Annotated in this window: 9 protein-coding genes; 3 read left to right on the top strand and 6 right to left on the bottom strand. The window is 46.9% G+C overall.

Going from position 1 to position 15,056, the window contains the following annotated elements:
- The first annotated feature begins 121 nt into the window (after positions 1-121).
- Positions 122-7,885, top strand: coding sequence for a Calx-beta domain-containing protein (locus tag DYB02_RS09235; protein ID WP_061064930.1), 7,764 nt, complete (start codon positions 122-124; stop codon positions 7,883-7,885).
- Positions 7,886-7,942: 57 nt separating this feature from the next.
- Here DYB02_RS09235 and DYB02_RS09230 read toward each other — a convergent pair whose 3' ends face one another.
- Together DYB02_RS09230 and DYB02_RS09225 are read right to left on the bottom strand one after the other, a co-directional pair.
- A complete protein-coding gene (locus DYB02_RS09230) occupies positions 7,943-9,136 on the bottom strand; it encodes a class I SAM-dependent methyltransferase (protein WP_025818333.1) in 1,194 nt (397 codons plus the stop codon).
- A gap of 170 nt (positions 9,137-9,306) precedes the next feature.
- A complete protein-coding gene (locus tag DYB02_RS09225) occupies positions 9,307-10,710 on the bottom strand; it encodes a methyl-accepting chemotaxis protein (RefSeq protein WP_025510505.1) in 1,404 nt (467 codons plus the stop codon).
- Between the two features lie 91 nt (positions 10,711-10,801).
- Between DYB02_RS09225 and yccX the strand changes: the two genes are divergently transcribed.
- Complete coding sequence (gene yccX / locus DYB02_RS09220) at positions 10,802-11,074, top strand: acylphosphatase (protein ID WP_005486991.1); 273 nt, start codon at positions 10,802-10,804, stop codon at positions 11,072-11,074.
- A 2-nt stretch (positions 11,075-11,076) separates the two neighbouring features.
- Here the strand turns inward: yccX and DYB02_RS09215 are convergent, their stop codons facing one another.
- On the bottom strand, positions 11,077-11,406 hold the full coding sequence (locus DYB02_RS09215) for a TusE/DsrC/DsvC family sulfur relay protein (RefSeq protein ID WP_005377396.1): 330 nt from the start codon (positions 11,404-11,406) through the stop codon (positions 11,077-11,079).
- Positions 11,407-11,814: 408 nt separating this feature from the next.
- Between DYB02_RS09215 and DYB02_RS09210 the strand changes: the two genes are divergently transcribed.
- On the top strand, positions 11,815-12,189 hold the full coding sequence (locus tag DYB02_RS09210) for a chromosome partitioning protein ParB (protein ID WP_005490570.1): 375 nt from the start codon (positions 11,815-11,817) through the stop codon (positions 12,187-12,189).
- Between the two features lie 76 nt (positions 12,190-12,265).
- Here DYB02_RS09210 and DYB02_RS09205 read toward each other — a convergent pair whose 3' ends face one another.
- The 3 genes from DYB02_RS09205 to DYB02_RS09195 form a co-directional block, all read right to left on the bottom strand.
- The gene (locus DYB02_RS09205) at positions 12,266-12,934 is read right to left on the bottom strand and encodes a Bax inhibitor-1/YccA family protein (protein ID WP_005494926.1); all 669 of its coding nucleotides are present in this window, start codon (positions 12,932-12,934) and stop codon (positions 12,266-12,268) included.
- A 251-nt stretch (positions 12,935-13,185) separates the two neighbouring features.
- Entirely contained in the window at positions 13,186-13,935 is a 750-nt protein-coding gene (locus tag DYB02_RS09200) for an amino acid ABC transporter ATP-binding protein (RefSeq protein WP_005457131.1), read from the bottom strand.
- 23 nt (positions 13,936-13,958) lie between these two features.
- Positions 13,959-15,056, bottom strand: a complete 1,098-nt coding sequence (locus DYB02_RS09195; RefSeq protein WP_029805260.1) for an amino acid ABC transporter permease — start codon at positions 15,054-15,056, stop codon at positions 13,959-13,961.

Raw genomic sequence — 15,056 nt, 5'->3', positions numbered from 1 at the left:
GAGTTAATCAGCACATCGCCCCTTGCACATACAACGAAAATATGAAGATTTTGACTAAACTATAGACGTAAATATTGGGGTGACAAACTTTTGACTTAGTTCAAAGTGGGGCGAGGTAGATATGGAACGAGTAACTTTTGGCTCATTGATGAGTAATATTGTAGTTATCGGTCTCGATGGGGAAATTAGAACCCTCGAACAAGGACAGTTGCCTAAACCAGGGGAACTAATTATTAACGAAGTTTCAGACACTTCAGAACTGGTCATTGAGCAAGTGACACCGCAAGGCAGTTCCATCAATGTAACTGGTGATATTACTGCGTTGATAGAAGCTATTGCAGCGGGGCAAGACCCGACCCAACTAGGTCAAGAGTTTGAAACCGCAGCGGGCGAAGCAAATGGGTCTAGTCCTCAGACAACAGGGAATGTTGCACGAACAGGGACAGAATTGCTCGCTAGTACCAACTTTGAGACAGTTGGCACTGAAGGAGCGGGATTCTCAACCACTCAGATTCTAACTTTATTGGACATTCTCCCTCCAACTCAGGCACCAGCTCCGACAGGAATTCCGATTCCAGTAACAATTACGGTGCAAGATATTTCTAGCCCTGCAGTAGATGAAGGGCAGCAAGTCTCTTTCGACGTTACCCTTAATCAACCAACGGAAGAAGAAACTACCATAGAGTTTACCCTTAATGATGGTTCTGCTGTAGGCGGGGCAGCGAGCGATGTTGGTGCAGATTATGTAAATACAACGGTTTTAATTACATTATCCGACGGAACCACCCAAGAAATTCAGGTGAATGATGATGGATCGTTTACTGTTTCTCTTCCGATCGGGGAAGAGTCTTTTACGGTTAGCTTGGATACCATTGATGATAATTTAGCGGAAGGATCGGAAACATTCAGTTTGTCCGGTTCAACGCCAGATCAGCCTACTCCAGTTACGGGTGTTGCAACGATTACAGATGAGGCAGAACAAGGGCCAGAAGATACTGTAACCGTTAATATGACTGGCCCGAATAGCGTTTCGGAAGGTGAAACTACTTCCGAATACACCGTAACACTGAGCGAACCGGCGCCAGTCGGTAGCATCGTGACCTTAGCTTATAGCTACACTACTGCATCCGGTGATGACATCACCGAAACCACTCAAGCAGTGGTTGGTGCCGATGGTGTGTCCGCCACGTTTACCATCGATACGGTGGACGATGTTTATACCGAAGGCGATGAAGTGTTCCGCGTCAGTGTGTCGGGCATTGTAGATGGTGACAGCAATCCTATCTTCGAAGCGTTGAATCTAGACAATGCGTTTGTCGATACCACCATCAGTGATGAAACGGATCCGGGTCCAGAAGATACGGTTACCGTGACCATGACCGGTCCAGCGAATGTGGTGGAAGGCGATACCACCACGGATTACACCGTGACACTGAGCGATCCAGCGCCAGTCGGTAGCATCGTCACGCTCGCTTATAGCTACACCACCGCGTCAGGTGATGACATCACCGAAACAACTCAAGCGATTATTGGTGCGGATGGCGTAACTGCCACGTTTACCATCGATACGGTGGACGATGTGTACGCCGAAGGCGATGAAGTATTCCGCGTCAGCGTGTCGGGCATTGTAGATGGTGATAGCAATCCGATTTTTGAGGCATTAGATGTTTCAAATGCCTTTGTTGATACCACCATTAGCGATGAAACCGATCCGGGTCCAGAAGATACGGTTACGGTGACCATGACCGGTCCAGCGAATGTCGTAGAAGGTGACACCACCACGGAGTACACCGTGACGCTGAGCGATCCAGCGCCAGTGGGTAGCATTGTCACGTTAGCTTATAGCTACACCACTGCGTCAGGTGACGACATCACTGAAACCACCCAAGCAGTGGTTGGTGCCGATGGTGTGACCGCCACGTTTACCATCGATACCGTGGACGATGTTTACGCGGAAGGTGATGAAGTGTTCCGTGTCAGCGTGTCAGGCATCGTCGATAGCGACAGTAATCCAATCTTTGAAGCACTGAATTTAGACAATGCGTTCGTCGACACCACCATCAGTGATGAAACCGACCCAGGTCCAGAAGATACGGTTACGGTGACCATGACAGGTCCAGCGAATGTGGTGGAAGGCGACACCACCACAGAGTACACAGTGACGCTGAGCGATCCGGCGCCAGTCGGTAGCATCGTGACCTTAGCTTACAGCTACACCACGGCATCCGGTGACGACATCACTGAAACCACCCAAGCGATTATTGGGGCGGATGGCGTAACCGCCACGTTTACCATCGATACCGTGGACGATGTTTACGCGGAAGGCGATGAAGTGTTCCGTGTCAGCGTATCGGGTATTGTGGATAGTGACAGCAATCCTATCTTCGAAGCACTGAACCTCGATAATGCGTTCGTCGACACCACCATCAGCGATGAAACGGATCCTGGTCCGGAAGATACCGTTACGGTCACCATGACGGGTCCAGCGAATGTCGTAGAAGGTGACACCACCACAGAGTACACCGTGACGCTGAGCGAACCAGCGCCAGTGGGTAGCATCGTCACGCTTGCTTATAGCTACACCACGGCATCCGGTGACGACATCACTGAAACCACCCAAGCGATTATTGGGGTGGATGGTGTGACCGCCACGTTTACCATTGATACCGTGGATGACGTTTACGCTGAAGGCGATGAAGTGTTCCGTGTCAGCGTGTCGGGCATTGTAGATGGTGACAGCAATCCAATCTTCGAAGCACTGAATCTAGACAATGCGTTCGTCGATACCACCATCAGTGATGAAACCGACCCAGGGCCAGAAGATACGGTTACGGTCACCATGACCGGTCCAGCAAATGTCGTGGAAGGTGACACCACCACAGAGTACACCGTGACACTGAGCGATCCGGCGCCAGTCGGTAGCATCGTGACCTTAGCTTACAGCTACACCACTGCATCCGGTGATGATATCACCGAAACCACTCAAGCGATTATTGGTGCCGATGGCGTAACAGCGACGTTTACCATCGATACGGTGGACGATGTGTACGCCGAAGGCGATGAAGTATTCCGCGTCAGCGTGTCGGGTATTGTGGATAGCGACAGCAATCCAATCTTTGAAGCGTTGAACCTCGATAATGCCTTTGTCGACACCACCATCAGTGATGAAACCGACCCAGGTCCAGAAGATACGGTCACCGTGACCATGACCGGTCCAGCGAATGTTGTGGAAGGTGATACCACCACGGATTACACCGTGACACTGAGCGATCCGGCTCCAGTCGGTAGCATCGTCACGTTAGCTTATAGCTACACCACTGCATCGGGTGATGACATCACCGAAACCACCCAAGCAGTGATTGGTGCGGATGGCGTAACCGCCACGTTTACCATCGATACCGTGGACGATGTTTACGGCGAAGGCGATGAAGTGTTCCGTGTCAGCGTGTCAGGCATCGTCGATAGCGACAGTAATCCAATATTTGAAGCACTGAATTTAGACAATGCGTTCGTCGACACCACCATCAGTGATGAAACCGACCCAGGGCCAGAAGATACAGTTACCGTGACCATGACAGGTCCAGCGAATGTCGTGGAAGGTGACACCACCACAGATTACACCGTGACACTGAGCGATCCGGCGCCTGTGGGTAGCATCGTGACCTTAGCTTACAGCTACACTACGGCATCCGGTGACGACATTACTGAAACCACCCAAGCGATTATTGGGGCGGATGGTGTGACCGCCACGTTTACCATCGATACCGTGGACGATGTTTACGCGGAAGGTGATGAAGTGTTCCGTGTCAGCGTGTCAGGCATCGTCGATAGCGACAGTAATCCAATATTTGAAGCACTGAATTTAGACAATGCGTTCGTCGACACCACCATCAGTGATGAAACCGACCCAGGGCCAGAAGATACAGTTACCGTGACCATGACAGGTCCAGCGAATGTCGTGGAAGGTGACACCACCACAGATTACACCGTGACACTGAGCGATCCGGCACCTGTGGGTAGCATCGTGACCTTAGCTTACAGCTACACTACGGCATCCGGTGACGACATCACTGAAACCACTCAAGCGATTATTGGGGCGGATGGCGTAACCGCCACGTTTACCATTGATACGGTGGATGACGTTTACGCTGAAGGCGATGAAGTGTTCCGTGTCAGCGTGTCGGGCATCGTCGATAGCGATAGCAATCCGATTTTTGAGGCATTAGATGTATCAAATGCCTTTGTTGATACCACCATCAGCGATGAAACCGACCCAGGTCCAGAAGATACGGTTACCGTGACCATGACAGGTCCAGCGAATGTCGTAGAAGGTGACACCACCACAGAGTACACCGTGACACTGAGCGATCCGGCGCCTGTGGGTAGCATTGTGACCTTAGCTTACAGCTATACTACTGCATCGGGTGACGACATCACTGAAACCACTCAAGCGATTATTGGTGCGGATGGTGTGACGGCTACATTTACCATCGATACCGTGGACGATGTGTATGCCGAAGGCGATGAAGTGTTCCGTGTCAGCGTATCAGGCATTGTCGATAGCGACAGTAATCCTATATTTGAAGCACTGAATTTAGACAATGCGTTCGTCGACACCACCATCAGTGATGAAACCGACCCAGGGCCAGAAGATACAGTTACCGTGACCATGACAGGTCCAGCGAATGTCGTGGAAGGTGACACCACCACAGATTACACCGTGACACTGAGCGATCCGGCACCTGTGGGTAGCATCGTGACCTTAGCTTACAGCTACACTACGGCATCCGGTGACGACATCACTGAAACCACTCAAGCGATTATTGGGGCGGATGGCGTAACCGCCACGTTTACCATTGATACGGTGGATGACGTTTACGCTGAAGGCGATGAAGTGTTCCGTGTCAGCGTGTCGGGCATCGTCGATAGCGATAGCAATCCGATTTTTGAGGCATTAGATGTATCAAATGCCTTTGTTGATACCACCATCAGCGATGAAACCGACCCAGGTCCAGAAGATACGGTTACCGTGACCATGACAGGTCCAGCGAATGTCGTAGAAGGTGACACCACCACAGAGTACACCGTGACACTGAGCGATCCGGCGCCTGTGGGTAGCATTGTGACCTTAGCTTACAGCTATACTACTGCATCGGGTGACGACATCACTGAAACCACTCAAGCGATTATTGGTGCGGATGGTGTGACGGCTACATTTACCATCGATACCGTGGACGATGTGTATGCCGAAGGCGATGAAGTGTTCCGTGTCAGCGTATCAGGCATTGTCGATAGCGACAGTAATCCTATATTTGAAGCACTGAATTTAGACAATGCGTTCGTCGATACCACCATCAGCGATGAAACCGACCCAGGTCCAGAAGATACGGTTACCGTGACCATGACAGGTCCAGCGAATGTCGTGGAGGGTGACACCACCACAGACTACACCGTGACACTGAGCGATCCAGCGCCAGTCGGTAGCATCGTCACGCTCGCTTATAGCTACACCACTGCGTCAGGTGATGACATCACCGAAACCACTCAAGCCATTATTGGTGCCGATGGTGTGACCGCCACGTTTACCATTGATACGGTAGATGATGTTTACGCGGAAGGCGATGAAGTGTTCCGTGTTAGCGTGTCAGGCATCGTCGATAGCGACAGCAATCCAATCTTTGAAGCACTGAATTTAGACAATGCGTTCGTCGATACCACCATCAGCGATGAAACGGACCCTGGTCCAGAAGATACGGTTACGGTGACCATGACTGGTCCAGCGAATGTCGTGGAGGGTGACACCACCACAGACTACACCGTAACACTGAGCGATCCGGCTCCTGTGGGTAGCATTGTGACCTTAGCTTACAGCTATACTACTGCATCGGGTGACGACATCACTGAAACCACTCAAGCGATTATTGGTGCGGATGGTGTGACGGCTACATTTACCATCGATACCGTGGACGATGTGTATGCCGAAGGCGATGAAGTATTCCGTGTCAGCGTGTCGGGTATTGTTGATAGCGACAGCAATCCTATCTTCGAAGCGTTGAACCTCGATAATGCGTTCGTCGACACCACCATCAGCGATGAAACCGAGCCGGGTCCAGAAGATACGGTTACGGTGACCATGACTGGTCCAGCGAATGTCGTGGAGGGTGACACCACCACAGAGTACACCGTGACACTGAGCGATCCAGCGCCAGTCGGTAGCATCGTAACCTTAGCTTATAGCTACACCACTGCATCGGGTGATGACATCACTGAAACCACCCAAGCAGTGATTGGGCCGGATGGTCTTAGTGCGACGTTTACCATTGACACTGTCGATGATTCCGATGACGAGCCGGATGAAGTCTATCGAGTTAGTGTGGCTAGTATTGTCGATGGTGACGACAATCCTATTTTCGAGGCGCTTGACCTCACTAATGCGTATGTTGATACAACCATCATCGATAATGATGAGCCGAATACGCCGCCTACTGTTCGTAACTTCAACATTCTACTTGATGTAGAAGACGGTTTGTTCCCAATTCATGATGTAGATTTTGATGGAACAACAAGTGGTGGTGAGCAGCGAGTTGAAGACCTTGAAGATGATGCAGTGACAGCGAATGATGACGATATCCAAATCAAAGTTATTGACCTTCCAGATTATGGGGAACTCTACTATGTAGATGGTAACGGGCAAGAAGTTGTTATCGATGGGTCATCAATATTTGCAGAGAACACTGACGTTAAGTATCGTCTGACCGCAGATTTTTTTGAAGATCAACGTTTTGACTCAAATGATTTACTTGAAGAGTTCGACAAAGATTTTCTGGCTGATTCTGTAGATGTCAATGGTTTGAGCTTCTATGGTGGCCAAATTACTATTTCAGGCAATGATATCACCTTCGACTCTAACGCTCAGGTCAAGGTCGATTTTGCGAACCAGCAAGTTGGTTTGGTCGTTGTATCTCCTGGTGAGACTGGGAATGGGGATGAGATCAGCACTCACGAATATGTTGCAATAAAACTTGATGAAGGTCTTGAAGCTGACAAAGCGAAAATAAATCTCGCAAGTTTGAACGACCGCTTTAACAATGGTGGTGCTTGGATTACTGCATACATTTTCTTAGATGGTATTGTGGTTGATACTCAAGAAATACGGGCAGAAGACATCAGCTATAGTGGCAACCACGAAGGTACTGCAACGATAGAGCTTGCAAACGGAAGCTTCGATGAAATTCGGTTGTCGCCGGATACAGATAGCTCAAGTGATAAAGCAAGTTTTACATTGGTAGGCACAGAGATTACCAGCTTCACTCAAGTGAGTGATTCGTTTGAGTACAAAGCCATTGATTCTGATGGTTTAGAAAGTGACTCCAGTGCAACGGTAGCGGTTGAATTCGAGAACGTCACTGTAGATGCTGTCACGGCGCTTGGTTATCAAACCATGGCATTAAATTCTGAGCTGAATCTCATCATGGGTACGGATGGAGACGATATTCTGGTTGGTACCGACGGTAATGACATGATCATCGGTGGTTTAGGCAATGATATCTTAACGGGCGGTGAAGGTGATGACGTCTTCAAGTGGACAGAAATGCAGTCCGCAACTGATACCGTGACGGATTTCAGTGATGGTGATCAGCTTGATTTTACCGATGTATTTGATGATATGACGGGTACTGACATTTCCACATTGCTTGATGATCTTGGTTCTGGAGACTACCGAGGACGCGTAGATGATATAACCGTAGAAGTGACTGAAAGTGGAGGTAACTCGACATTGACGATTAATAAAGATGGTCAACATTTAGAAGTTAATTTCGATGGCGCATCGGCCGCAGATATCGCCAACAGCTTAATCAGTAATCTCGAACAGTTGAGAGAATAAGAAAAACGGAGCGAAAGCTCCGTTTTTTATGTCGTTCCGATAATCGCCAAAGAGCGATTAAAGCACTTTACAAGCAAAGCCTTTTAGGTAGAAACCTTCTGGGTATGCCGTATCGGTTGGGTGGTCTGCGGCTTGTTCAAAGCGCTCAACAAATTTCACTTGGCGGTTTGCGTCTACCGCTGCGTCAGCAATGATTTTTTGGAATAAAACTTGGTCCATTAAGCCAGAGCAAGAGTAGGTCAGTAGCGTGCCACCAGGTTTTAGAATTTGCATCGCCAACATATTGATGTCTTTATAACCACGACATGCGCCATTTAGTTGCGCTTTGCTTTCTGCAAACTTAGGTGGATCCATGATAACCACATCAAACTGAGTACCTTGGTCACGGTATTCACGAAGCAGTTTAAATACATCTGCGTTTAAGAAAACAGCGCGCTTTTTCGAGATATCAAACTCGTTCAGCTCTGCATTGTATTTTGCTGTGTCCAATGCTGGCTGAGATACATCCGCATTGATTACGCGTTTTGCGCCGCCTTTCAGTGCGTAAAGACCAAAGCCACCTGTGTAAGAGAAGCAGTTAAGAACTTCTTTATCTTTAACGTACTTCATTGCTTGTTGACGACTGTCGCGCTGGTCTAGGTAGAAGCCCGTTTTATGTCCCCCTACAATGTCGACACTGATTTTTACGCCGTTTTCTTCGATGACGACAGATTTTGGAGGCACTTCACCGTGCAATACGCCAGTGGTCTCTTTCAAACCTTCTTTCTTACGTACTGCTACGTCAGAACGTTCGTAGATATTGCAATCAGGGAAGCATTCAACCAATGCATCTACAATCGCTTGCTTGTTGTATTCTGCGCCTGCGCTGAGCAATTGACATACGAAGAAGTTTTGGTAGCGGTCAATCGTCACGCCCGGCAAGCCGTCAGATTCAGCGGCGATGAGTCGGTAACCCGTTAAACCATCACGTTCAATCACGTCTTCACGAAGAAGTTGAGCATTTTGAAAACGCTTCACGAAAAACGCTTTGTTGATTTCTTCTTTTTCAAAACTCCAAATACGAGCGCGGATTTGAGATTCTGGAGAATATGCCGCTTTTGCTAGCCATTTACCGTCGTGAGTGAACACATCAACTGTTTCGCCAAGAGCGGGGTCGCCCTCAACTTTACCGATGCCTCGAGAGAAGATCCAAGGGTGCTTGCGCTTAACCGATTTCTCACGACCTTTAACCAAATAGATAGCAGCTGTCATTTCATTTGCTCTTGTTGAATTTTGAAAGGGGCGTATTGTCCGGGATGTTGAGGGCAAAAGCAATATCCCTCAACAATCCAGTCATTTGCTAAACGGTCGGTATCGTTGGCACAGCTGTTAGCAGGCATAAAAAAGGGCCACTTGCGTGACCCTGATTAACTGATATTTGGTTATGCTCTCAAACCAGTGAGGAGAGATTCCATCGTATCGCTTTGCTTACGCAACTGTTCGACGTTTTGCGAGGTCGTGCTGATCATATTGCACACATTATCTGCTTGAACTCGGATTTCTTCGACACTTGCGGCGATGTTATCTGCAACGACACCTTGTTCCTCAGCCGCAGTCGCAATTTGAATACTGCTGTCTGAGATGGTTTGGTTTTTATCAGCAAGCGAGCCAATCTCTTGGTTTACTTCTGCCATCAGGTTTTGACCTTCGTTGGCATTGTTTACCGTAACTTCCATGAGTTTGGTAAGGGATTGACTGTTACGTTGTAATGATTCAATCATCGCTTGAATCTCAACGGTTGCTTGCTGAGTACGCCCCGCAAGAGCTCGAACCTCATCCGCAACAACCGCAAAGCCACGACCTTGTTCACCTGCACGCGCCGCTTCAATTGCAGCGTTCAAGGCGAGTAGGTTGGTTTGTTCTGAGATACCGTTGATTGTTGTTACCACTTCATCAATTTGCGCTGCGTTTGCATCTAGCTCTTCAACCGCTTGAGAAGCAGATTGAATCTCATTTGACAGATTTGAAATCGAGTGAAGCGTGTTTTCGACTTTCACTTGGCCTGACTGAGCCACACTACGTGCATCATCCGTCTGTGTGCTTGAGTCGTGAGCCAGTGTCGCAACTTCACGAATCGTTGACGCCATCTGCTCCGTGGCACTTGCAAGAGAGTTGAGGTGTTCTTGTTGCGTCGCGGAAATTTCAGAACTGTGGTGAATCGATTGATTCAAGTCCGAGCTGATTTGCTGCATAAGAGCGACAGACTCTTGGATGGATTGAACCATTTTTTGTTCACGCTCCGCGACTTTATCAATCGTGATGGCGATTTCACTGAACTCATCACGAACAGGGAAGAAATTCATCCGCGCGGTTAGGTCGCCATCAGCAAGCGTGTTTAGCGCCTTGTTCATGGTGAACATTGCGCCACCGATGAACGTCATGATGTAGTAAACACCCAGAGCGAGAACAAACAAGCTCACGCAGATGATGCTCACTTGAGTCATTGATAGGGCAGTCCACAGAGAAAGCTTATGATTCGCAACCAAACTGAATGCGCCATTCAATACCGATACAGATTGCGGTCCTGTACCAATAGAGACTGTCTCTGAACCCGCAATAAGGTTTGCTACTTGAGCTTGAGAAAGATTGCCAGCCTCTATCAACCCTTTCATGAGCATCAACTCTTCCTGATACATACCTGAGATCAGAGAATTAGCCGCGCTATTGAGGACGAGAGTAAGAATGACTAGAGCAAGAAGAGGGAGAATGAAGAGCAAGTAGAACTTTTCTTGAATCTTTAAGTGAATGAGATACTTATCAATCCAGCGGAAAGGAATTTCTTTCATAATTATTATAACCATACGAAAACCCACTATCCTTAGTGGGGTGAATAAGACAAAACGAATATATCACTCAATAATCAGATGCGGTACAAAGATGAACGTAAAGTGTGAGAGATTTATAGTTAAAGGTCACGTTCAAGGGGTTGGCTTTCGTTACCATACTTCGCACCAAGGTTTAAAGCTTGGTTTAACGGGCTACGCGAAGAACTTGAACAATGGCGATGTAGAAGTGATGGCTTGTGGGCCTAAAGAGAAAATTGACCAGTTTTGTGAATGGTTACAAGAAGGTCCGCGGACGGCGACAGTAGAAAGCGTTACGCGAGAGAGCGTATCGTACAAACCATTCCGCGGATTTAAAATTCTATAATATTACAGGCACTTAGCTGGTTTAGGTAAACCTGCTAGCTTTGTTGCTTGTTTTGCTGGGCCTTTTTTGAACAGCTTGAACAAATATTTGCTGTTGCCTTTTTCTGGGCCGTGCGCCTTTTCCATTGCTTTGACAAGCATTCGCACTGCTGGAGAGGTATTAAACTCTTCATAAAAGTCGCGCACAAAATGCACAACTTCTAAATGAGCATCAGTAAGTTCGATGTCTTCTTCTTTTGCTAAAAGCTCAATCATGCCTTCTTCCCACTGAGTATGATCCAGTAGATAGCCTTGAGCATCAGTTTCAATTTCTTTGCCGTTGTAAACGAACATAACGTCTTATCCGTTAAGTGAACATGGATGTTTATAGATTAGCGCACACGTTAGGAAGTTCTCAACAAAAGAATCCTGAAGTCGTACTGAGCGAAGCAAAAGCATACAAAGTAGCAGGGCTTTAATGAATACTGATGATGTGTCCAAAACTCACTACTATGCAGAAAAATAATAAATTATTCAGCTTGTTAAAAATTTACCGGGGGTAATACCAAGACATTTGCATTTATATTCGGATTTATTCATTTTTATTATCGTTTTTTGATAGTCAGCTGTCTAATTAATGAAATTTTGTTTAAGGATGAATCGGTTACGACGTTGTGTTTATTCCTTTGGGTCGATATTCTCTGGGTTTGATAACCGACCTGTGCTCAGGTTAGAAACAAAACTCATGACAAGGAGTCAGTCATGTCGACACAACGTTACATTGAGATTAATGACAACGTAAAATCCACTTGGTCTATTGAGCGTATTTGGAAGCTTGCAGAATCCTTACCCGTAGAAGAAATTTCTATTGATGACATTAAAGGTCCGAATGAGGTGACCTGGTTTAGTGATGAAGGGCCGCAGCCAACCTGCCGTGAAATAGCGAAACATTGCCAACGCATCAACAATGCCGATGTATCGTATCCCGTGATCTTAACTAGTGACTACCGAGTCTTTGATGGTATGCACCGAATCGCCAAGCAAATCATGTTAGGAGAGGAAACGATCAAAGTGAGACGCTTTAGAGAAAATCCAGAAGCAGACGAAGTTATCGAGTTGTCTGTAGAGCAGGCGTAATACACTGAATTGCACACAAAGAAAAAGCCCGAAGGAAACACCTTCGGGCTTTTTAATTCTACTTAACGAGAAACGATTAATCGTCGTTCATGATGCCTAGAATGCTTAGTAGGCTAGTGAACAAGTTAAGGATGTTTAGGTACATCGAAATTGTTGCACTGATGTAGTTTGTTTCTTCGCCACGAACGATACGACTTGTATCGAATAGGATGAAACCAGAGAACACGAGTGCAGAAACACTGCTGATTACTAGGTGAGCCATTGTTGAACCAACGAAGATGTTAATCAGCGCTGCAACGATCACAATGATCAAACCTGCCATCAGGAAGTTGCGCATGAAAGAGAAATCTTTCTTGCTTGAAATGGTGTAAGCCGATAGGCCAAGGAACACCATACCAGTCAAACCTAGAGCTTGAGCAATGATAGTAGGACCGTTTGGAATTGATGCGTAGTAGTTAAGCATTGGACCTAAAGCACCACCCATTAGAGTCGTGAAAACGAATGTCCAAACGATACCTGATGATGAGTTGATTGCCTTTGGCATAACAAAGAACAAAATACCAATCGCTGCAAGCTGCATCACAATCGCCATGATTGGTGAAATTTGCATTGCCATAGTCGCGACTGCTGCGATAGCACTGGTCATCAGTGTCATCGACAGTAGGAAGTAAGTGTTTTTCAGTACTTTGTTAGTTTCAAGTGTATTAGGAACACTTGTTGAACGAGTAAACATTGGACTGTTCATAATTATCCTCAATAAGGGAGTTTACTATTGGTACATTTATGGGGCTGAAAGTTCAAAAAATCAAGCCCTTTCCATGCATATCCTAGATAAAATGATAATGGAAATAAGATGTTATGTATGTGGCAACTTGTAACACAATATTACCACCAAGAATTTTTGCGTTGGTGCTCACAACGATTGGTGATGTAAATGACAAAAAGCACTGACTTCGTTCGAAATCAGTGCTTTTAAAGCGTTATCTGCGTTGATGATTAATGATGCAGGATTTGCGCTAAGAAGTTTTGCGTGCGATCCGATTGAGGATTCTCAAAGAAGTCGACCGGGTTGTTCTCTTCTATGATTTCTCCTGCGTCCATAAATATCACGCGATCGGCGACTTCTTTAGCAAAGCCCATTTCATGGGTTACACACAGCATGGTCATGCCTTCTTCCGCCAATTCGACCATAACGTCCAACACTTCACGCACCATTTCAGGGTCGAGCGCGGAGGTTGGCTCATCAAACAGCATGACTTTAGGACTCATACACAATGAGCGGGCAATCGCTACACGCTGTTGCTGACCACCAGATAACTGACCTGGGTATTTATCGGCTTGGTCTGGGATTTTAACGCGTTTGAGATATTTCATCGCAACCGCTTCTGCTTCCTCTTTCGGCATCTTTTTCACCCAAATAGGTGCAAGTGTGCAGTTTTCCAAAACCGTTAAGTGTGGAAAGAGGTTAAAGTGTTGGAAGCACATTCCGACTTCACGTCGCACGGCTTCGATGTTTTTCAAGTCTTCCGTAAGCTCTGTTCCAGAAACAAAAATGCTGCCTGCTTGATGCTCTTCAAGGCGATTGATACAGCGAATCATGGTCGATTTCCCTGAACCTGAAGGGCCACAGATAACGATTTTTTCGCCTTTCTTTACATTTAAGTTGATGTTTTTTAGTACGTGAAACTCACCATACCATTTGTTCATGTCCTTCAACTGGATCATATAGTCTTGTTGTTGCGTCATAATACGTCCTTGATCTTGATGAGTTATCGTTTGTGACCGGTATGAAGTTTGTTTTCGAGCCATATTGAGTAACGTGACATACCAAAACAAAATACCCAGAACACTAACGCGACAAATACATAACTTTCGGTAGCAAAGCCGAGCCATTCGGGGTCGGTGTTTGCTGCTTGTCCAATACCGAGCACATCGAACATACCGATGATCAGTACCAGACTGGTATCTTTAAATAGGCCAATGAATGTGTTTACGATGGAAGGAATGGTGATCTTAAGTGCCTGTGGCAAAATGATCAGGCCTGTTTTCTTCCAGTAGCTCAAACCTAACGCATCGGCAGCTTCATATTGTCCTTTTGGAATGGCTTGCAAACCACCACGTACCACTTCTGCCATGTAAGCCGCGCTGAACATGATCACACCAATTAAGGCACGAATAAGTTTATCTGTTTCGGAACCTTCAGCTAAGAACAGCGGTAACATAACGGACGCCATGAATAGTACGGTAATCAGTGGAACGCCACGCCATACTTCAATGTAAATCGTACAGATGCTGCGTATGATGGGCATATCAGAGCGTCGACCTAGAGCCAGTGCGACACCGATCGGTAATGAAACCACAATACCAACAAGCGCGATGATCAGTGTGACCAGCAATCCGCCCCATTTGTGCGTTTCAACTACTTCCAAGCCAAACACACCACCGTAGAGAAGCGCAGCAACGATAAACGGATAGATGTTGACAAAGAACAGCCAAATCCATAAGCGTTTTGGTGTTTTTTCATAGGCAAGAAGCACAGTGAAAATCGCGAGCGTGATGTAAAACAGGCGAGGACGCCAAAGTTCTGCTTCTGGGTAGAAGCCGTACATGAACTGCTCCCAGCGAACACTGATGAACACCCAGCATGCACCTTCTCGGCTACAGTCATCACGCGTTGAGCCTATCCAGTCAGCATTAATGAATGCCCAATCGACAATGTGCCAAAGCGCATTAAAAACGATATAAGCAAGAATAAGCGTGACAATGGAGTTGACTGGGCCATTAAACAAATTCTTGCGTAACCACCCAACCACGCCTACGGTATTTGATGGTGGCGGGAGATCGGGCTGAAATTGATGTGTACTCAT

This window comes from Vibrio parahaemolyticus (assembly GCF_900460535.1).
Lineage (GTDB): Bacteria > Pseudomonadota > Gammaproteobacteria > Enterobacterales > Vibrionaceae > Vibrio > Vibrio parahaemolyticus.
This window is presented reverse-complemented; position numbering and strand designations above follow the sequence as displayed.